General features: G+C 60.5%; 19 protein-coding genes. 9 read left to right on the forward strand and 10 right to left on the reverse strand.

The features are described from left to right. Positions 1-11: 11 nt before the first annotated feature. Positions 12-1,427 carry an acetyl-CoA carboxylase biotin carboxylase subunit gene (locus tag C6Y56_RS28620; RefSeq protein WP_169432524.1) on the reverse strand — a complete coding sequence of 472 codons (1,416 nt, stop codon included), beginning with the start codon at positions 1,425-1,427 and terminating at the stop codon, positions 12-14. 191 nt (positions 1,428-1,618) lie between these two features. Here C6Y56_RS28620 and C6Y56_RS28625 point away from each other — a divergent pair, with 191 nt between their 5' ends. After that, the gene (locus C6Y56_RS28625; RefSeq protein WP_169432525.1) at positions 1,619-2,581 is read left to right on the forward strand and encodes a LysR family transcriptional regulator; all 963 of its coding nucleotides are present in this window, start codon (positions 1,619-1,621) and stop codon (positions 2,579-2,581) included. Here C6Y56_RS28625 and C6Y56_RS28630 read toward each other — a convergent pair. The 3 genes from C6Y56_RS28630 to C6Y56_RS28640 all read right to left on the reverse strand — a co-directional run bounded on the left by C6Y56_RS28630 (position 2,523) and on the right by C6Y56_RS28640 (position 6,734). Continuing rightward, the gene (locus C6Y56_RS28630) at positions 2,523-2,735 is read right to left on the reverse strand and encodes a PA3496 family putative envelope integrity protein (RefSeq protein WP_085708792.1); all 213 of its coding nucleotides are present in this window, start codon (positions 2,733-2,735) and stop codon (positions 2,523-2,525) included. The two genes, C6Y56_RS28625 and C6Y56_RS28630, sit on opposite strands and share 59 nt — an antisense overlap. A gap of 108 nt (positions 2,736-2,843) precedes the next feature. Continuing rightward, a complete protein-coding gene (hexR, locus tag C6Y56_RS28635; RefSeq protein ID WP_007954250.1) occupies positions 2,844-3,710 on the reverse strand; it encodes a transcriptional regulator HexR in 867 nt (288 codons plus the stop codon). 150 nt (positions 3,711-3,860) lie between these two features. Further along, a complete protein-coding gene (locus C6Y56_RS28640; protein ID WP_169432526.1) occupies positions 3,861-6,734 on the reverse strand; it encodes a GGDEF domain-containing phosphodiesterase in 2,874 nt (957 codons plus the stop codon). A 259-nt stretch (positions 6,735-6,993) separates the two neighbouring features. Between C6Y56_RS28640 and uvrD the strand changes: the two genes are divergently transcribed. From uvrD to C6Y56_RS28660, 4 genes are all read left to right on the forward strand, one after another. Further along, positions 6,994-9,177, forward strand: coding sequence for a DNA helicase II (gene uvrD / locus C6Y56_RS28645; protein ID WP_169432527.1), 2,184 nt, complete (start codon positions 6,994-6,996; stop codon positions 9,175-9,177). 142 nt (positions 9,178-9,319) lie between these two features. Beyond that, positions 9,320-9,760 (forward strand): EamA family transporter, encoded by a 441-nt coding sequence (locus C6Y56_RS28650; protein ID WP_016984014.1) that lies wholly within the window; start codon positions 9,320-9,322, stop codon positions 9,758-9,760. 175 nt (positions 9,761-9,935) lie between these two features. Beyond that, positions 9,936-10,811, forward strand: a complete 876-nt coding sequence (locus tag C6Y56_RS28655) for a Tim44 domain-containing protein (protein ID WP_169432528.1) — start codon at positions 9,936-9,938, stop codon at positions 10,809-10,811. Positions 10,812-10,948: 137 nt separating this feature from the next. After that, positions 10,949-11,356, forward strand: a complete 408-nt coding sequence (locus C6Y56_RS28660; RefSeq protein WP_007995855.1) for an SMI1/KNR4 family protein — start codon at positions 10,949-10,951, stop codon at positions 11,354-11,356. 21 nt (positions 11,357-11,377) lie between these two features. Here C6Y56_RS28660 and C6Y56_RS28665 read toward each other — a convergent pair whose 3' ends face one another. Then, positions 11,378-13,141: a cation:proton antiporter gene (locus tag C6Y56_RS28665; RefSeq protein ID WP_169432529.1), complete on the reverse strand. Its 1,764-nt coding sequence runs from the start codon at positions 13,139-13,141 to the stop codon at positions 11,378-11,380. A gap of 283 nt (positions 13,142-13,424) precedes the next feature. Between C6Y56_RS28665 and C6Y56_RS28670 the strand changes: the two genes are divergently transcribed. After that, positions 13,425-13,907, forward strand: coding sequence for an acyl-CoA thioesterase (locus C6Y56_RS28670; RefSeq protein ID WP_003229693.1), 483 nt, complete (start codon positions 13,425-13,427; stop codon positions 13,905-13,907). A 117-nt stretch (positions 13,908-14,024) separates the two neighbouring features. Here C6Y56_RS28670 and pdxY read toward each other — a convergent pair whose 3' ends face one another. Next, entirely contained in the window at positions 14,025-14,897 is an 873-nt protein-coding gene (pdxY, locus tag C6Y56_RS28675; protein ID WP_169432530.1) for a pyridoxal kinase PdxY, read from the reverse strand. A 117-nt stretch (positions 14,898-15,014) separates the two neighbouring features. On the opposite strand from pdxY, the gene C6Y56_RS28680 reads away from it, so the two are divergent. Beyond that, positions 15,015-15,428, forward strand: a complete 414-nt coding sequence (locus C6Y56_RS28680) for a DUF3301 domain-containing protein (RefSeq protein WP_169432531.1) — start codon at positions 15,015-15,017, stop codon at positions 15,426-15,428. Position 15,429: 1 nt separating this feature from the next. On the opposite strand, the gene C6Y56_RS28685 is transcribed toward C6Y56_RS28680, so the two are convergent. Continuing rightward, positions 15,430-16,401: a CobW family GTP-binding protein gene (locus tag C6Y56_RS28685; protein WP_169432532.1), complete on the reverse strand. Its 972-nt coding sequence runs from the start codon at positions 16,399-16,401 to the stop codon at positions 15,430-15,432. A gap of 25 nt (positions 16,402-16,426) precedes the next feature. Between C6Y56_RS28685 and C6Y56_RS28690 the strand changes: the two genes are divergently transcribed. Then, entirely contained in the window at positions 16,427-16,783 is a 357-nt protein-coding gene (locus C6Y56_RS28690) for an NADH:ubiquinone oxidoreductase (RefSeq protein WP_085708784.1), read from the forward strand. A 4-nt stretch (positions 16,784-16,787) separates the two neighbouring features. On the opposite strand, the gene C6Y56_RS28695 is transcribed toward C6Y56_RS28690, so the two are convergent. Beyond that, complete coding sequence (locus C6Y56_RS28695) at positions 16,788-17,438, reverse strand: DUF1826 domain-containing protein (RefSeq protein WP_169432533.1); 651 nt, start codon at positions 17,436-17,438, stop codon at positions 16,788-16,790. Beyond that, a complete protein-coding gene (zigA, locus tag C6Y56_RS28700; RefSeq protein WP_169432726.1) occupies positions 17,438-18,643 on the reverse strand; it encodes a zinc metallochaperone GTPase ZigA in 1,206 nt (401 codons plus the stop codon). The genes C6Y56_RS28695 and zigA overlap by 1 nt, the downstream gene beginning before the upstream one ends. Positions 18,644-18,861: 218 nt before the next feature. On the opposite strand from zigA, the gene C6Y56_RS28705 reads away from it, so the two are divergent. Further along, on the forward strand, positions 18,862-19,236 hold the full coding sequence (locus C6Y56_RS28705) for a glutamine synthetase (protein ID WP_169432534.1): 375 nt from the start codon (positions 18,862-18,864) through the stop codon (positions 19,234-19,236). On the opposite strand, the gene C6Y56_RS28710 is transcribed toward C6Y56_RS28705, so the two are convergent. Continuing rightward, positions 19,233-20,432, reverse strand: a complete 1,200-nt coding sequence (locus tag C6Y56_RS28710; RefSeq protein ID WP_169432535.1) for an N-acetylmuramoyl-L-alanine amidase — start codon at positions 20,430-20,432, stop codon at positions 19,233-19,235. The two genes, C6Y56_RS28705 and C6Y56_RS28710, sit on opposite strands and share 4 nt — an antisense overlap.

The following is a 20,432-nucleotide window of genomic DNA, read 5'->3' on the forward strand; positions in this document are numbered from 1 at the left end:
TCTTGTATTCCTCACAGGCCTGCGTGGGCGGCGATGGCGGCGGCGATGGCCAGGGCCAGCTCTTCGGGTTTGCGCTTGATCGAGTAGTTGGTCAGTTCAGGGTGGCTTTCAACGAAGCTGGTGTTGAACTGGCCGCTACGGAATTCCGGGTTGCGCAGGATTTCCTGGTAGTAAGCGGCGGTGGTCTTCACCCCTTGCAGACGCATGTCGTCGAGGGCGCGCAGACCACGGTCCATCGCCTCTTCCCAGGTCAGCGCCCAGACCACCAGTTTCAGGCACATCGAGTCGTAGAACGGCGGAATGGTGTAGCCGGTGTAGATCGCCGTGTCGGTACGCACGCCCGGGCCGCCGGGGGCGTAGTAACGGGTGATCTTGCCGAAGCTCGGCAGGAAGTTGTTTTTCGGGTCTTCGGCATTGATCCGGAACTGCAGGGCAAAACCGCGATGCTGGATGTCTTCCTGCTTCACCGACAACGGCAGGCCGGAGGCGATGCGGATCTGTTCGCGGACAATATCGATCCCGGTGATTTCTTCGGTGATGGTGTGTTCCACCTGCACCCGGGTGTTCATCTCCATGAAGTACACCTCGCCCTCGGCGAGCAGGAATTCCACGGTGCCGGCGTTCTCGTAACCCACGGCCTTGGCCGCACGCACCGACAGGTCGCCGATGTAGGCGCGCTGTTCCGGGGTCAGCTGCGGGCTCGGGGCGATTTCGATCAGCTTCTGGTTGCGACGCTGGATCGAGCAGTCACGCTCGAACAGGTGCACCACATTGCCGAAGCTGTCGCCAAGGATCTGCGCTTCGATGTGCTTGGGATTGACGATGCATTTTTCCAGGAACACTTCGGCCGAACCGAAAGCCTTGGTTGCCTCGGAGATGACGCGAGGGAAATTCTGTTCGAGCTCTTCGCGGCTGTTGCAGCGACGGATACCGCGACCGCCACCACCGGAGGTGGCCTTGAGCATCACCGGGTAACCGATGCGGTCGCCCTCGCTCAAGGCTTCTTCGATGCCCGAGACATTACCTTCGGTGCCCGGCGTGACCGGCACACCGGCCTTGATCATGCTGCGGCGCGCTTCGGTCTTGTCGCCCATGCGGCGGATGACTTCCGCCGACGGGCCGATGAATTTGATCCCGCGCTCGGCGCAGATCTCTGCCAGCTCGGCGTTTTCCGAGAGGAAACCGTAACCGGGATGCAGCGCATCGCAGCCGGTTTCCACCGCCAGATTTACCAGCTTGCGCGGGTTCAGGTAACCGGCCAGCGGCTCCGAACCAATGCTGTGGGCCTCGTCCGCACGCTTCACATGCAAGGCATGGCGGTCGGCGTCGGAAAAAATCGCAACCGAGCGAATGCCCATCTCGGCGCACGCACGCACGATTCGTACGGCAATCTCACCACGGTTGGCGATCAGGATCTTTGTTATCACTTGGAGGTTCCCTTGAGCCGGTGGTACCCACGACCTGCTAGACCCAGGCCGACGCGTGACCAAATGTTTCAATCTGGTCGCGGCTTCACACTAGCGCTCACAATGGATTAACAAAAATGAATAAAAATTGGGTCAGGCATAAGGAAAGACTTATAGTCGCTGCATCCATCAACGGCCAGAGTCGGTAGAAAATGCGTAAGTCCTTGATGCGTATGACATTGCGTCAATTGCAGATCTTCAACGAAGTGTGTGATTTACGTTCCTACAGCCGCGCAGCCGAGGAAATGTCTCTCACACAACCGGCCGTCAGCCTACAGATTCGTCAGCTTGAAGAGCTGATCGGGCAGCCACTGTTCGATTACGTCGGCAAAAAACTCTACATGACCGAGGCCGCGGAAGCACTTCAGCGTGCCAGTCGCGACATCTTTGGCCGACTGGAAAACCTCGACATGCAGCTGTCGGACATGCAGGGCTCGCTGCAGGGCCAGTTGAAACTGGCAGTGGAATCCAGCGCCAAATACTTCGTGCCGCACCTGTTCGCGGCATTCAAGCGCCAGCATCCGGAGGTGAATCTGCAACTGACGGTGGTCAACCGCGGCCAGGTAATCCGCCGCCTCTCCGACAACCGCGACGACCTGGTAATCATGTCGATGGTGCCGCAGGACATGGGCCTGGAGTTCCTCCCCTTCCTCAACAACCCGATCGTGGCAACCGCCCGACCGGATCATCCGCTGGCACACATGGGTCCGCTACGCCTGCAGGATCTTGAACCCTACACACTGCTGATTCGCGAGCCCGGCTCGGGCACGCGACTGGCCTGTGAAGAGTATTTCAAAGAGAAGCGTGTGCACTTCACCCAGACCCAGGAAGTGGCCTCGGCTGAAGCCCAGCGCGAGTGCGTACTGGCGGGTCTGGGCGTCGCGCTGTTGACGCGCCACGCCCTGAACCTGGAGCTGGCGACCGGCGGTCTGGTGGAGCTGCCGGTCGAAGAGTTGCCGCTGTTTCGCAGCTGGTGCCTGGTGCAAGCCAAAGCCAAGCGACTGTCACCGGTGGCGCACGCCTTCCTGGCGTTTATCCGCAGCGAACGGGCGCAGATCAGCGCGCTGGTTGAGCGCTTCGACGGGAAGCTGCGGGAGCGGCCTGCCAGTAGTTGAGTTCGATATCCTCGGGAAAATCGCTGATTTCGGTCTGAAGCTGACGTAGTTCGAAGCGATCTTCGATGGCGCGGCGGAACTCCATGCGGCGCTGGTCTTCCTGCTGACGACGGGTTTTCGCGGCGCTGTTGCGTTCTTCGTAAGGCTGAGCCATTTCGAGTCTCCCAAGGCGATTACGGGAGTTTCACGATAGGCCCGGAGGATGACGGTTTGGCTGCGTCGGGGTTACAGGCAGATGAAGATTGCCTTTACCCCATGACCATCAGTCATCCAGCGCTTTCACCGACTTGGGTGACAGCCGCAAGCTGCGCAGGCTGCGCTTGACGCTCTTGAGGTGGTTGACCAGGCTCGGCCCGCGCGCCATGGCCACGCCCATGGCCAGCACGTCGATCACCACCAGGTGGGCGATGCGCGAAGTCAGCGGGGTATAGATTTCGGTGTCTTCGTGTACGTCGATCGCAAGATTGACGGTCGACAGCTCGGCCAGCGGCGTCTGGCTCGGGCACAAGGTAATCAGCGACGCCCCGCTTTCGCGAACCAGGTTGGCGGTGATCAACAGGTCTTTGGAACGGCCGGACTGGGAGATACAGATCGCCACATCGGTCGGCTTCAGCGTCACTGCCGACATCGCCTGCATGTGCGGGTCGGAATACGCCGCAGCGGTCAACAGCAGGCGGAAAAATTTGTGCTGCGCATCCGCGGCTACCGCGCCCGATGCACCGAAACCATAGAACTCGACGCGCTGGGCCTGGGACATCAACGTCACCGCGCGCTGCAACTCCAGCGGATCGAGCTTCTCGCGAACCTCCATCAGGGTGTGCAGGGTGGTGTCGAAAATCTTCAGGCTGTAGTCGGCGACCGAGTCGTCCTCATGGATCGCGAACTGACCGAAACTGGCGCCGGCCGCGAGGCTTTGCGCGAGTTTGAGTTTCAGATCCTGAAAACCGGAACAACCGATGGCGCGACAGAAGCGCACGATGGTCGGCTCGCTGATCCCGACGCTGTGGGCCAGATCGGCCATGGAACTGTGCATCACTGCCGCAGGGTCAAGCAGCACGTGGTCGGCGACCTTGAGCTCCGACTTGCGTAACAGGTGACGTGACTGGGCAATGTGTTGCAGCAGATTCAAGGGGCTGGACTCTTGTTATGGAAAGATGTGCTTTGGCCAGATGCCGGGGATGTAGCAAGCTTGTAGTTATACTACATGAATTGGCTTTTTGCCTGCTCAATGCGTAACTGGATCGCCCCGGATCAGGCGACATGCGCTGCATGTAGCCCTTTACAGCGGTTTTTCCTGTTCACGCAGCAACGCGGCAAGGCCGACCGCCTCCACCGGACGACTGATCAGATAGCCCTGCACCTCGTCGCAACCTTCAGTTTTCAGAAACGCCAGCTGCTCGGATCGCTCGACACCTTCGGCGACAACTTTCAGTGACAGCCCGTGAGCCATCGCAATGATCGCCCGGGTGATCGCCGCATCTTCGCTGCCCTCCCCCAGCCCGCGAATGAACGCCTGATCGATCTTCACGTAATCCACCGGAATCCGCTTCAGATAGCTCAGCGATGAATAGCCGGTGCCGAAATCGTCGATCGCCAGCTTCACCCCCAGATCCCGCAGTTGCTGGAACGTGGCGATGATGTGTTCGACGCTGTCGAGCAGCTGGCTTTCGGTCAGTTCCAGTTCGAGGTAGTGCGGCGCCAGGCCGGTTTCCTCCAGCACCTGACGCACCAGACTGACCAGTTTGCCCTGGCGCAACTGATGCACCGACAGGTTTACCGAAACCCGGATCGGCGCCAGCCCCTGACGCTGCCATTCGCAGGCCTGCCAACAGGCCTGACGCAGCACGAATTCGCCGATCGGCCCGATCAGGCCCGTCTCTTCGGCCAGACCGATGAAGTCCCCCGGCGGCACCCGGCCCATGGTCGGGTGATCCCAGCGCACCAGCGCTTCCGCCGCGTTGAGGCGACCGGTCGCCAGACACAGTTTCGGTTGATAGAAGACGTTGAGCTGCTTGTCCTCGATGGCTTTGCGCAGCTGGTTTTCCAGTTGCAGACGCTCCAGCGTGCTGGCCTGCAGGCTGTCGGTGTAGAACTGGAAGTTGTTGCCGCCCAGGTGCTTGGCATGTTGCATGGCCATGTTCGACTGGCTGACCAGCGCGGAAATCTCCCGGGCGTTGTCCGGCAGCATGCTGATGCCCATCGAGGCACTCACCACCAGTTCATGCCCTTCCACCGTCAACGGCAGCCGCAGCTTGGTCGACAGCCGCGTGGCGACCCGCGCCAGGCTCGACAGGTTGCCGTAGGCGTCGAACAGCACCGCGAACTCATCACCGGATAACCGGGCAATGGTGTCAGCCTCCGGCAAGGCGCTGACCAGACGTCGTGACATCTTTTGCAGCAACTGGTCAGCGATTTCATGGCCCAAACTATCGTTGAGCAGTTTGAAGCGGTCCAGGTTGATGTGCAGCAGCGCCAGACTCCGGCGTCCGCCCTGCCGCACGCGCTGATGGGCTTCGTGCAGACGTTCGCGGAACAGCGAGCGATTGGCCAGGCCGGTGAGCTCGTCGTAGTGAGTCAAGTAGCGCATGCGCTCTTCGGATTCGCGCCGAGCCGACAGATCGGCGAAGAAGCCGACGATATGGCTCACATTTCCCCGACTGTCGCGTACCGCATTCAATTGCAGCCATTGCGGGTACAGCTCGCCGTTCTTGCGGGTCTCCACCAGCTCACCCTGCCAGCTGCCGTGCTGCTCCAGCGCGTGGCGGATGGCGACGTAGTGCCGGCGGGCGTCGCGGCTGCACGGAAGTTCGACGACATTGCGCCCGAGCATGTCGTCGATGTCATACCCGGTGACCCGGCTGAAGGCCTGATTGATGGCGATCAGCGAATAATTCGGGTCGAGGATCACGATGCCTTCGCTGGCGGCCTCGAACACCGTCGCCGCCAGTTGCTGTTGGGCTTCCAGGCTTTTGCTGACGCTGATGTCGCGACGGGTGCCGACCATGCGGATGACCCGTCCGCTGTCGTCGCGCTCCACCGCACGCCCCCGGTCTTCGATCCAGACCCAGTGGCCGTCACCATGGCGCACGCGGTACTCGATCTGATAATCCTCGGTGCGCCCCTTCAAATGCTCGATCAGCGCGCGCTTGAGCGGCGGCACGTCTTCCGGGTGCAAACGTGGCCGCAGATGCCTGAGCAGCCCGGTGACATATTCCGGGTCAATGCCAAACAATTCCTGAATCTGCGTGTGGTGAACTTCGTCGGTCTGCAGGTTCCAGTCCCACAGCCCCAGCTCACTGGCCTTCAACGCCAGGGCCAGGCGCGCCTCACTTTTGCTCAGGGCCTGGTTGGCGACGTCCAGTTCCCGGCTGCGCTGGGCGACCCGGTCTTCCAGCTCAACCTGCGCTTCGCGCAGCTTGCCCTCGGCGCAGCGCCGTTGTTCGATTTCCTTGGCCAGCTCCTGATTGAGCTGTTCGCTGCGGGTTTGCGCTTGTTGCAGGTGTTCGATCAGGTGCTGGTTCTGGAAGCGCCGCAGCAACCCACGATCAATCAAGCGATTGACCTGCCACGCCACCACGCTCAGCGAGCCGAGCAGGATCAGCCCGAGCCAGCCCCAGCCTCGCGCCAGTTCGTCACCGCCCCAGAACAGATAGCCGATGGCCGGCAGCAGGCATGGCAAGGTAAAGGAAAGAAAGGCCGGAATGCTCACGGCGTAGGCCACGCTGGCCGACAGGGTCGCGGCGCCAATCAGGCCGAACACCCAGGCCTGCTGCATGAAATTGTCGGCGGGGACCAAAGCGATGCCGGCGCCGGCCAGGGTCAGGCCGGTCATGGTCGAGCCGAGCAGGAACATCCGCCCCCAGATCGGCTGGGCCTGGCGATCGGGAATCGCCGAGTCGAACGCGGCGACCTGAATCACTCGCAACGCCACCAGCGACAACAGCCACACCAGCCAGACGCTGACCACGAAGTAACGCTGCGGACTCCAGAGCAGACCGGCGCAGACCAGACCGTTGATTAACATGAACAGAGTGGGCAACAGCGAACCCTGATAAAGAAGGCGCGTGCGCTCGACCGCCATTTGGGTGGCGTAATGCTTGCGGATCACCCGGGGTTCCACAGAGGGGCCCGAAAGGTCGAAGCTGAGGGTCATAGGCAACGTTCTTGTTCTTATAGGTGTGAGCATGCGCCCGGAAACGTGGACCGAGCATACACAAGCCGAACCACTTGCCAAACTGCCCCAGATCATAATTTCACCGAAACTTTTCCGTCGCCCGTCGCCCTCCAAAGCCCCGACGCCAGGCGGGCCAACGCCTGTAGCCGATGACCGACCGGTCGTCACGGGCGGCACTTTCATCGGCTAATGCAAAGCTCGGTTTGCCCGGGCCTGCGGCGCACCCTAGAATGCCCCGATGCGCGATGATCTCTCCCTTCTGCTGAACTCCCTCAACGATGCCCAACGCCAGGCCGTAGCAGCCCCCGTTGGTCGTCAATTGGTCCTGGCCGGTGCCGGCTCCGGCAAAACCCGAGTGCTGGTGCACCGTATCGCCTGGTTGATCCAGGTCGAGAACGCCTCGCCCCACTCGATCCTGTCGGTGACCTTCACCAATAAGGCCGCTGCCGAGATGCGTCACCGCATCGAGCAGTTGCTGGGCATCAACCCGGCCGGCATGTGGGTCGGCACGTTCCACGGCCTGGCGCACCGCCTGTTGCGGGCGCACTGGCAGGAAGCCGGGCTGAGCCAGACCTTCCAGATTCTCGACAGCGACGACCAGCAACGCTTGGTCAAACGGGTGATCCGCGAGCTGGGGCTGGACGAACAACGCTGGCCGGCCCGTCAGGCCCAGTGGTTCATCAACGGGCAGAAAGACGAAGGTCTGCGTCCGCAGCACATTCAGGCCAGCGGCGATCTGTACCTGGCCACCATGCGCGGCATCTATGAGGCCTACGAGGCCGCTTGCCTGCGCGCCGGCGTCATCGACTTCTCCGAACTGTTATTGCGTGCCCTCGACCTGTGGCGCGACCATCCGGGCCTGCTCGCGCATTATCAGAAGCGTTTCCGGCACATTCTGGTGGACGAGTTCCAGGACACCAACGCCGTGCAGTACGCCTGGTTGCGTCTGCTGGGCAAGGGCGGCGACAGCCTGATGGTAGTCGGCGACGACGACCAGTCGATCTATGGCTGGCGCGGCGCGAAAATCGAGAACATTCACCAATATTCTTCCGACTTCCCGGATTCCGAGACCATTCGACTGGAGCAGAACTACCGCTCCACCGCCGGCATCCTGAAAGCCGCCAACGCCTTGATCGCCAACAACACCGGACGTCTGGGCAAAGAGTTGTGGACCGACGGTGGCGACGGCGAAGCGATCAATCTGTACGCCGCATTCAACGAACACGACGAAGCACGCTACGTTGTCGAAACCATCGAAAGCGCGCTGAAAACCGGCCTCGCTCGCAGCGATATCGCGATTCTCTACCGCTCCAACGCCCAATCCCGCGTTCTGGAAGAAGCCTTGCTGCGCGAACGCATTCCGTACCGCATTTATGGCGGCCAGCGCTTCTTCGAGCGGGCGGAAATCAAGAACGCCATGGCTTACCTGCGTTTGCTGGAGGGTCGCGGCAACGATGCGGCGCTGGAGCGGGTCATCAACGTCCCGGCTCGTGGTATCGGCGAGAAGACCGTCGAAGCCATCCGTGAACATGCACGCCACAGCGATGTGTCGATGTGGGAAGCCATGCGCCAACTGGTGGCCAACAAAGGCCTGACCGGTCGTGCAGCCGGCGCCCTCGGCGCGTTTATCGAGCTGATCGAGAACCTCGCCGCCAAGTGCGCCGAGATGCCGTTGCACCTGATGACCCAGACCGTCATCGAGCAATCCGGACTGATCGCCTACCACGAAGCGGAAAAAGGCGAGAAGGGCCAGGCCCGGGTAGAAAACCTTGAGGAGCTGGTGAGTGCCGCACGCAACTTCGAGAACACCGAAGAAGACGAAGACCTGACGCCACTGGCGGCGTTCCTCGGCCACGCGTCGCTGGAGGCCGGCGACACTCAGGCCGACGAGCACGAAGACAGCATTCAGTTGATGACCCTGCACAGCGCCAAGGGCCTGGAATTCCCTTACGTGTTCCTGGTGGGCATGGAAGAAGGCCTTTTCCCGCACAAGATGAGCCTGGAAGAACCGGGACGTCTTGAGGAAGAGCGGCGCCTGGCCTATGTCGGCATCACCCGGGCGATGCAGAATCTGGTGATGACCTACGCTGAAACCCGACGCCTGTACGGCAGTGAAACCTACAACAAGGTGTCGCGATTCGTACGGGAAGTGCCGAAAGGCCTGATTCAGGAAGTGCGCCTGTCGAATAGCGTCAGCCGACCGTTCGGCGGCAACCAGTCGATGAGCGGCAGCAACCTGTTCGGCGGCAGCGAGATCCCGGATACCGGCCTGAGCCTGGGCCAGGCCGTGCGGCACTCGATCTTCGGCGACGGCGTGATCCTCAACTTCGAAGGCGCCGGCGCCCAAGCGCGAGTGCAGGTGAACTTCAGCGAAGGCAGCAAGTGGCTGATGCTGGGTTACGCAAAGCTGGAAGCGATCTAAACGCCGGTTCTGCTGTTCTGTGGGAGCGAGCCTGCTCGCGAATTGGAGCGCCGCGGTTTACCTGATAAACCACGGTGCAGCCATCGCGAGCAGGCTCGCTCCCACATGGATTTATGCAACCCTTACCGACAGGACACCATGCATGGGCTCTGGCTTCTTTTCCTCCTGGACATTCTGGGCCCTGCTCTCGGCCACCTTCGCCGCATTGACGGCGATCTTCGCCAAGGTCGGCATCGAAAACGTCAATTCCGACTTCGCCACTCTATTGCGCACCATCGTGGTACTCGTCAGTCTGGCCTTGATTTTGTACGCCACGGGCCAATATCAGTCCCTGGGATCGATCTCTGCCAAAAGCTACCTGTTCCTGCTGTTGTCGGGTCTGGGTACCGGGGCTTCGTGGCTGTGCTATTTCCGCGCATTGAAAGTCGGGCCGGCCTCGCTGGTCGCTCCGGTGGACAAACTCAGCGTGGTGCTCGTGGCGGTACTCGGCGTGATCCTGCTGGGCGAGAAACTCGACCTGCGCCAATGGGGCGGCATCGGTCTGATCACCGCAGGCGTGGTGATGTTGGCGTTTCGACGCTGATCCATTTCCCACTGAACCCAAATCCTTTTCCTACAGACAAAAGTACATGGCCTTATTGCCTCGACTGAGCTGAACGTTACCTGTCAGGCAAAAGCCCGAAACACTCTCTCGCTAGCCAGTGACACTTCAGCTGTGCAACATGGCGCGCGTGTCTCCACAAACGGGAATTCCCTTTATGAAACGTTTTCTTAGCATCGCCATGGCGTTGTGCATCGGCCTGACGATGAGCCTCGACGCCAACGCCAAGCGCTTCGGTGGTGGCAAAAGCGCCGGCGCTGCGCCGACGCACCAGACCAGCCAGATGGCTCCTTCTTCCCCAGGCATGGGCGGCGCCGCTGCGACCGCTGGTGCTGCCGGTGCCGCAGGCGCTGCGGCCAAGGCTGGCGGCGCTTCGAAATGGCTCGGCCCTCTGGCCGGCATCGCCGCCGGTGGCCTGCTCGCTTCCATGTTCATGGGCGGCGGCTTCCAGGGCATGCAGATCTTCGACATCCTGATCATGGCCGTGATCGCCTTCGTGATCTTCCGCTTCATCGCCGCTCGTCGCCGCAAGCAGCAGGAGCAGTTCGCTCCGGCCGGCGCGCCGATGCAGCGTGAAGTATTCGAGCAGAAACCTGCCGCCATGGGTTCGATCTTCGGTGGCTCGGCCGCTCCGGCTGCCGCCCGTCCGGTGATCAACGCTCCGGCCTGGTTCAACGAGCAGCGCTTCCTCGAAGCCGCCCGCAGCCACTTCCAGTCGCTGCAGCAGCACTGGGATGCCAACGAAATGGACAAGATCGCCGAGTTCGTGACCCCGCAAATGCTCGACTTCCTCAAGCGCGAGCGTGCGGACCTGGGCGACGGCTTCCAGTCCACCTACATCGACAACCTTCAGGTACAACTGGATGGCGTCGATGATCGCGCGGACAAGACCATCGCGACCCTGACCTTCAGCGGCGTGTCGAAAACCTCGCGTTTCGACCAGGGCGAAGTGTTCAGCGAAAGCTGGAACATGGAGCGTCCGCAGGGCGACAACCAGCCATGGCTGGTCGCCGGTATCCGCCAGAACGGCTGATTCCTTCGGCGTCAGGCATGCAGTCATGAAAACCCCGGCCCAGGCCGGGGTTTTCTATTTCGCGGTTGCATCTATAGCGAGCTACTGTATAAACCGGCCCATATAAACCGCGCCATTCAAGCAAGAGGATCCCGGACGTGGAAGAAATCATCGAACAACTGCGCGAAGCCAACGAACCCGTACCGGTTCCCCTGGAGTTGCCCGACGAAGACCAACTGGTGGAAGTCGAAGAAGAACTCTTCATCAACATCCCGTTCGTCTTCAAAGAGTTTCTGCTGACCGTCAGCGACGTGGTTTACGGCAGCCTGGAGCCTGTGACCGTCACCGACCCGCAGTCCCACACCTATCTGCCGGATGTGGCGGCCAATGCCTGGGACGCCGGTGTGCCGCGCGACCTGATCCCGATCTGCCAGGACGGCGACAACTACTACTGCGTCGAAGAAGACGGCACCGTGGTGCTGTGGTCCGGCGAAGAAGAGCTGATCACCGAAGAGTCCTGGGAGTCGGTATGGCACTGGGCACGGGACGTCTGGCTGGAAAGCTGATCCGCCAGACGCCACGCCGGGTCAATGCCCCGACGATTCCTTGTGATTGTCGAGGGTTTCCAGCAAGGCCACCTGCATCCGCGTGTGTACCCGGATGAACCAGCGCCAGAGCAGCGCCGCCACGGCGGCCGCGACCACGGCGACCAGCACCAGCAACTTGTTGGTCGGCAAGATACTGGCCGACAAGGCTGCCAGCAGCAGGAAAATCACCAGCAGCGAGATGATCGGGATCACTTCGGCGATCACCCGACGCACTCGCTGTGTGTGACGCCCTGCCATCTCCGGCTTAACGCCCATCTCCGCCAGCAGCATCGAAAGCGCCTTGAGCTTGCGATAAGCCGCAATCAGGAACGGCAGCGATAGCAGCAACGCCCCGCCCCAGATCAACGCCTTCTGCCAGCTCGGATCGCTGATCCAGTCCTGAAGCCAAGTCGAGAGACGCCCGGCAAAGAACGCGCCGGCGAAAAAGATCGCAATCACCAGCGCCAGATTGACCCCGACCTGCAGCAGAATCCGCCGGATCATCGACGCCAGCATCGCACCCTCACCCTGCGGCTGAATGCTGCGCAGCCATTCGCCATACATCCCGAACACCCGCCCCAAACGCTGCGGCATGGCGGCGGACAACTTGATCGACAGCGGATCGGCGGCGCGGATCAGGTACGGCGTCAGTAACGTGGTAATCACCGAAACCGCCACGGCCACCGGATAGAGGAAGTTGCTGGTCACCTGCAGGGTCATGCCCAGCGCGGCGATGATGAAGGAGAATTCGCCAATCTGCGAAAGCCCCATCCCGACCCGTAGTGAGGTGCGTCCGTCATTGCCGGCGATAAAAGCACCGAGGCCGCAGGACAACATCTTGCCCAACACCACGGCCACAGTAATTACCGCAATCGGCCACGCGTATTGCAGAAGGATCATCGGATCAAGCATCAGGCCGATGGCGACGAAGAAGATCGCGCTGAACAGGTCGCGAACCGGCTCGATCAGGCGCTCGATCTTCAGCAATTGTCGCGACTCGGCCATGATCGCACCGATCAAAAATGCGCCAAGCACCATGCTGTACTCAAGCTTGACCACCAGCAGGCAAAAGCCAAAGCACAGCCCGAGCACGGTAATCAGCAGCATCTCGTTGCTTTCGAACTTCGCCACATAGGCCAGCAATCGCGGTACCAGCAGAATGCCGATGACCAGCGCGACGATCATGAACAGCGAGAGTTTGCCGACCGTGGAAAACACTTCGCCGGAACTTACCGTGCCGCTGACCGCGATGCTCGACAGCAAGGCGATGATGCCGATGCCGAGAATGTCCTCGACGATCAGCACACCGAAGATCAACTGGGCGAAGCGCTCGTTTTTCATCTTCAGATCGTTGAGCGCCTTGACGATGATGGTGGTCGAGGAAATTGCCAGGATGGCGCCGAGGAACAGCGAGTCCATGGTGTTCCAGTCGAACCAGCGGCCGATTTCGTAGCCGATCCAGATCATCAGGATGATTTCCAGGAATGCCGCGATAAACGCCGTGGCACCGACCTTGAACAGTTTGCGCAGGCTGAACTCAAGGCCCAGGCAGAACATCAGGAAAATCACCCCCAGCTCGGCGAGAGTCTTGATGGTTTCTTCGTCGTGGATCAGGCCGAACGGCGGGGTGTGCGGGCCGATGATGAAGCCGGCGACAATGTAGCCGAGCACCACCGGCTGCTTGAAACGGTGGAACAGCACGGTCACCACGCCTGCGACCAACATGATCACTGCCAGATCCTGAATAAAGCTGATGGCATGCATGGCGTGGGCTCCTTGAATGACGACGCTCGCGGCACGCGTCTGAAAACGCCTGGGCGAGCTGAGTAAAAATCCGCTTTAGATGTAGGAATCGCCCTTGGGGTGGGCTTTTGCAGGGTAACACCGCGACTTCCGGCTGAAAGGCGGTGCAATATATGGAAACAGATCGATCAGGGCGTGACGGCGGCCCGTTGCCCGGCGTCCCGATAACGGTGGTTTTGAAAAGCGACCAGGCACCCGCAGAGGTGCATCTTCCAGCAACCCTGCCTTGACCCGTGAGAACGTTATGGAACCCGGAAACGCCCAGCTGTCGATGACGGTACTGATGACCCCCGACATGGCCAACTTCTCTGGCAATGTCCACGGCGGCACCCTGCTCAAATACCTCGACGAAGTGGCCTACGCCTGCGCGAGCCGCTACGCCGGCCGCTACGTGGTGACCCTGTCGGTGGATCAGGTGATTTTCCGCGAGCCGATCCATGTCGGCGAACTGGTGACCTTCCTGGCGTCCGTCAATTACACCGGCAACACCTCGATGGAAGTCGGCATCAAAGTGGTGACCGAGAACATCCGCGAGCGCTCGGTGCGCCACACCAACAGCTGCTTCTTCACCATGGTCGCGGTGGACGATCAGCGCAAACCGGCTGCCGTGCCGCCGCTGCAGCCACAGAACAGCGAAGACAAACGTCGCTACATGCAGGCCCAGCAGCGCCGGCAGATTCGCCAGGAGCTGGAAAAGCGCTATCAGGAAATCAAGGGCGACGCCTGATCAGCCCTTCGATCTCTGGCGCTTTGTAGATAGCTTTCGCGAGCAAGCCCGCTTCCACAGGGGGAACGCGTTCCAAATGTGGGAGCGGGCTTGCTCGCGAATGGGGGCAACGCGGTCTTACAGACTGATCGCCGTCGCCTCGAACTTCACGCGCGGATGGGTGATCCGGTCCTGCGCCCGCACCAGTTGCAGCTCATAGCTGGCGCAGGCCTGGGTCTCCAGCAGCACTTCATGCACCGCTGCCGCAGTGAATTCAAACGCCGCTACCAGACTGTCGCCGAGCAGCACTCGCGCCAGGAACAGGCCGGACGTCAGATCGCCCACACCGACCGGCTGACGCGGGAACGCCAGCAGCGGACGCCGCAGATGCCAACTGCCCTCGGCGGTAACCAGCAGCATCTCGAAGCCATCCGCCGGTTTCCCCGGGTAATCCAGATGCTTGACCAGCACCGCTTTCGGCCCGCGCGCCAGCAACCCGCGCGCCATCGCCAGGCAATCGAACAGCGACTGTGGCTTGCGCCCGGAGAAGCTGTCCAGCTCCAGCTGGTTCGGGCACATGAAGTCCGCCACCGCTGCAGCCTCGTCGAGCAGGAAATCGCTGACTTCAGCCGGCACGCTGCAACCCTTCTCCGGATGGCCCATCACCGGGTCGCACAAATACAGGGCCTTGGGATTGACCGCCTTGATCCGCTCGATGCCACTGAGAATCGCCCGGCCCTGCGCCGCGCTGCCGAGGTAGCCGGACAGCACCGCATCGCAATTGCCCAATTCCCCAATGGCGGCGATCCCCTCAACCAGCTCCGGGATCCGCTGCGGTGCCAGCACTTCCCCGGCCCACTGGCCGTATTGAGTGTGATTGGAGAACTGCACAGTGTTGAGCGGCCAGACATTGACCCCGACCCGCTGCATCGGAAAAACCGCAGCGCTGTTGCCGGCATGGCCGAACACCACATGGGACTGGATGGCGAGCAGATGAGGCGTACGTTTCATTCGGGGTTTTCCGTAAAACGATTGAAATTCAAGCCGCGCAGTATGCGACGAAACGCAGTCTGTACGACAGACCGGCGACGCAGTTAAGCTGATGCCAACTTTTGGAGTTTCTCGTTGATGCTGACCCTGGAAAACATTTTCGTGTTGATGCTGTTCGCCGTTGCCGGCGCGTGGCTTTGGCACAACCACGGCCTGCGTGAACGGGCGCTGGAGCGGGTCAAGCAGCATTGTGCGAATGTCGGCGTCGAACTGCTCGACGGTAACGTAGCGCTAAAGAAGATCGGTCTCATCAAGGATGCCAGTGGGCGTCGACGTCTGGCCCGGGTCTACAACTTCGAATTCACCGTGACCGGCGAAACCCGTCACAACGGAACCATCACCCAGTTCGGCCCGCACAGCGCGCAGATCGAACTGGCGCCCTACCCGGCACCGTTCGACGACACTCCGCCGGTGGTAGAAGTGGCCAGGCCGAGTGCGCAAGTGATCGAACTGAGTCAGTGGCGCCAGGAACACACCAAGTGGAAACCTTGACTCAGGCCGCTTGAACCCGACAACCGGCCAGTCCTGCCTGCAACTCATCAATCACCTGCGGCTGGTCGAATATCAACTCGATTCGAGTGTCCTTGCGCCACTCGCTGGGCTGCCAATCCAGTTTGGCGTTATCCAGGGCATTGGCTGATTCCCAGCCATCCTGGCTGTGGATAACCAGCTTCGCCCGGCGCCAGTCCCGGGATTCCAGCCACCGAGTGATGCGAATCACGTCAAACACCTGGCTTGGGTGCCAGCGCCAGCCGATGCTCCAACCGCCCTCCTGCGCCTGACTCAGGCAAATCGGCGAAGCCGGATCGCTCCAGACGGCCGGCATCTGCGCCAGCCCCTTGGGCACCATCAACTTATCCACACCCGCCCGCGCTTGAGCCGTCACACCCGGCAACTCGCTCAGGGGCAACGATGCCTGTTGCGTCCAGATCAGCCTGACCGGTGGCAACTGGCGAACGATCCGCTCCCGCGTGGACTCATCGAGATTTTCTGCTTTGTTCAATATCAGCAAACCGGCATTCGGGATCGCCTCCCGCTGCGCTGGCGGTAGCATCTTGTCCGCCGCCATGGCCTGGGCATCCAGCACCAGAACGCAGGGCTGAACGGCGAGAACGCCTTGCCATGGTGCCTCGCTCAGTTGTTGCAGCAACTGCGCCGGATGCCCTAATCCGGAAGGCTCGATGAACAGGCGATCCGGCTGAGCCTTGCGCAATAAACGTCCCAGCCCGATCTGAAACGGCGCACCGTTCACGCAACACAAACAGCCCCCGGCCACTTCGCCCAGTGCGATACCATCGGCGTCCCGGGTCAACAGCGCAGCGTCGAGGCCGATCTGGCCAAACTCGTTGATCAGCACCGCCCAGCGCTCGCCGGCCGGTCGCTGCGCCATGAGCTGGCGAATCAGGCTGGTCTTGCCGGCACCCAAGGGACCTGCAATGACGTGGGTGGGAATGTTCTGCAACATGGTCAAGGTTTTCTGGAGGTGGGGAATGCGGTGGATGGGATGGTCGTTGCTGTTGGCGTTGGTGTCGGGCGAAGCGCTGGCCCAGGCCTGTGTGGTGCACAGCCAGGCAGAACGCCTCGACGTGAAGGTCTGCCAGCAGAACCGCAACATCCCGGAGAAACTGTTCAATGACGGCTTCTGCCAACCCACGCTGGCGGGGCAAAAGGTCGACGTGCAGTACGTCGATCAATGTCCCGCCGGGGCGTTTGGCGTGTGCAGCAACGCGCAAGTCGCCAATATGCCTTATCGCCAGGATATCCACTATTACGGCGTGGCCACTGATGCGGCCTATTTGAAGCCGTACTGCGAAAGCCAGAGCCAGGGCAACTGGCTCAAGCCTTGAGGTGTCAGCCCAGCCAGTCGAGGGTCAACATCAGACGCCGTTCACCCGGCGCCGGTTGCGGTGAGCGATGGATCAATCCGAAACCTTCGTTACCGTGCCACTTCTCCCCTTTGAGCAACGCCACTTCGCCGCTGGCCAGTTGCTGAATCCGCGATTTTTCCTGCGGCTCGGCCAGTGGTTTTCCCAGTTGCTGGCGATCCATTTCCCCTTCCTTCAACCACTCGCTGCCGACGCCGGCGTAGGTGGTGATCAATCGCACGGGCACATGATCGACGTGAAAACGCGGGCACATCGCCTTGTCCAGTACACGCAACCGCAAGCCGATCCGCCGCGCGCCGAGCAGGCAGGCGAAGGCGCCGACCAGCCATTTCAGGTCGGCGATAAAACCTTCGTAGCCTTCCAGATCGCGGAATTCGCTGGCCAGCCCGGTCAGGTCTGGATCGACGTCCTCGTCATGTAGCTCCAGGCACAACGCTTCGGCGTAGGGCTCATTGAGTGACAGCGATAATTTCGCAAAATCGGCGACATGCAGCGGTAGCTGCCGCTGCCAGATGGCGAGGTTGATTTCATCTTCAAGAATGCTCGCCAGCGCTTGCGGGGTTGGGCCAAGGACTTGATCACGCGTCACGTTTTGCAGCGGTTTGAGGGCAAACATCATGCGGCCTCGTCATGCCAGGGGCCGAACGGATCGGCCAGCAATCGCCAGCCTTCGACACCGAGCGCCATCTCCGCATCGGTCAGCAGACAGTCGTCCAGAGCTGACTTGAGTTGTGCGAAATCGATGTTTTGGCCGATAAACACCAACTCTTGGCGGCAGTCTCCTACGCTCGCGGTCCAGTTTTCCATGATCGCAGCGGTGCTTTCCTGATCCTGTGGCCATTGATTCTTCGGCACGAAACGCCACCAGCGCCCGGCGAAACCGTGGCGCATCAAGCCACCCGCCTGGGACCAACTGCCGGCATCCGTGGGTTTGCTCGCGAGCCAGAAGAACCCTTTTGATCGCAGCAGCTTGCCGTTCACCCAAGTCTGATTGATGAAGTCGAAAAAACGCTGAGGATGAAAGGGGCGACGCGCGCGGTAGGCCGTGGAGGCGATACCGTATTCATCGGTTTCCGGCACATGCTCGCCACGCAACTCCTGAAGCCAGCCCGGGGCCGTTGCAGCCCTGTCGAAATCGAACCGGTGAGTGTTGAGGATCTTCTCCAGCGGCACTTCGCCCATCACCATCGGGATGATTTCAGCGTTAGCGTTCAGCCGCTTGAGGATCGCCATCAGCTCTTCCCGCTCACTGCTGCTGATCAGATCGATCTTGCTGATCAACAGAACATCGGCGAACTCGATCTGTTCGATCAACAGATCGGTGATCGAACGCTCATCTTCTTCACCGAGGATTTCGCCACGGGAAGCCAGGCTTTCGGCGGCCTGGAAATCAGGCAGGAAATTCAGGCCGTCGACTACAGTGACCATGGTGTCGAGGCGAGCGATGTCAGCAAGGCTCTGGCCCTGTTCGTCGCGGAAGGTGAAGGTCTCGGCAATCGGCAGGGGTTCGGAAATGCCGGTGGATTCTATAAGCAGATAATCAAAGCGGCCTTCCCGGGCCAGTTTGGCGACTTCTTCCAGCAAGTCTTCGCGTAACGTACAGCAGATACAACCGTTGCTCATCTCCACGAGCTTTTCTTCTGCGCGGTTCAGGTCGACATCACGCTGGACTTCGCTGCCATCGATATTGATTTCGCTCATATCGTTGACTATGACAGCCACGCGCAGATCCTCTCTGTTACGTAGTACGTAATTCAAAAGTGTACTTTTTCCGGCGCCGAGAAAGCCGGACAAAACGGTCACGGGAAGCGGATTAGACATTGGATAAACCTCATCAGGCGGCTGCTGCAACACTGGAAATGCTCTTGGCGGCGTGCGTTCTTCGGCTTTAGCGAGTGACGCGGGCATAGGTAAGGCAAACCCGTGGAAAGCCGAAGTGATTTTAATGTTATAGTATAACAATAACAGCAATCCACATTCTTCTTGCCGAGAATGGCAAAGGACTGGAAGCTGCTAGCTCTTCCCCGTCGGGTCGCCTCATGAAAACTGCGCTGAAATGCTCACTCTTTGGTCTCGCCCTGCTGACCCTCGATGCATGGGGACAAGTTCCGGGACTCGCTACCTGCACGCGCAGCGCCAACCTGCTGGCGTGCGTCGATGCCAATGGCAATGCCTATAGCGTCAACACCGCCGGCAAGACGATTTACCTACGGGGTTTCGAGAAGATCGGCCAACGATATTGGGCGCAAACCAACAGCATTTACGGGCAGTTGACGTTCTTCACGGGGGTTGCTTCCGACGGCGAGGCCTGGGTCGGTTACAACCGCCGGGTGGGCTGGACAACAATCAACCGCTTTTCCAGCTCCGGCGGAAGTACCGGAAGCTTCACCTGCAACCGACTCACGGGCTGCTAGACACGCACTTGTTGCTGCTCCTGCTGCCAAGCGATGTAGCTGTCAGCTGGCGGGTTTTTCTGGAAATAGCGCTGCAATCCTTCGAAAAGACCGTCAGCAACCGCTTGCTGATGGCGCGCCGTGACCAGTCGCTGGCTGTCCCGCGCGTTGGAGATAAACCCGGTTTCCACCAGAATCGATGGCACATCGGGCGACTTCAACACCGCAAATCCCGCTTGTTCCACACGTTTTTGATGCAGGGTGGTGATACCCGCCAGGCTACCCAGTACCGTGCTGCCTAATTGCAAACTGGCGGCGATCGTGGCGTTCATCGACATATCGAGGATGACTCCGGCGAGCATCGGATCCTTGTCCTTGAGATTCAGCAGGCTGGTTGCACCGAGCAGATCCGCACCATTTTCCCGTTGAGCCATGAAGCGCGCAGTGGCTGAAGTCGCGCCACCTTCAGACAAGCAATACACAGACGCCCCCGAAGCCGTGAGGCGCGGCGCGGCATCCGCGTGCACAGAAATGAACATGTCGGCCTTGTGCTGGCGGGCAATATCAACCCGCTTGCGCAGCGGCACGAAGAAATCGTCATTGCGCACAAGCTTCACATCGAAGCCCTTCTCCCGCTTCAAGCGACGCGCGAGCAACTGGGAAATCGAAAGCACAACGTCCTTCTCACGCTCGCCTTTTGCACCGACTGCACCGGGATCTTTGCCGCCATGGCCAGGGTCGACCACGACAATAATGTCTCGTTTTGGATGATTGGTTTTTCCCGGTGTTTCACGTGGAACGCTCGGTGCTGCGACTTTTGAAGCGCTCAAAAGATCCAGAACCAGGCGATGCCCCTGACCATCCTGAGGCGCCAGCAGGAAGGTATTGAGCTGAACCGGACCACTCAAATCCAGAACGATTCGGGTATCGCCCTTACCAAAATGCCCCGATCGGATGCTGCGAATAACCGTTTCGCTGAGCGCCAATTGACTGAAATCACCACTCAAGCTGGCCCCACTCAGATCAATGATCAGGCGATCCGGCGCACTCAGCGTGAACGTTTTGTAGCTGACCGGCCCGCTCAAATCAAAGACCAGCCGAAGCTTGTCATCCGAACGCCAGAGGCGTGCATTGCGAATTTGTGTGGCGCTGACACTGAATGGAAAAGCCAACGCAGCGCTGGCCAACATCAGGTTAAGCAAATGGCGTCTGTGCAT

The organism is Pseudomonas fluorescens (genome assembly GCF_012974785.1).
GTDB classification, from domain to species: domain Bacteria; phylum Pseudomonadota; class Gammaproteobacteria; order Pseudomonadales; family Pseudomonadaceae; genus Aquipseudomonas; species Aquipseudomonas fluorescens_BT.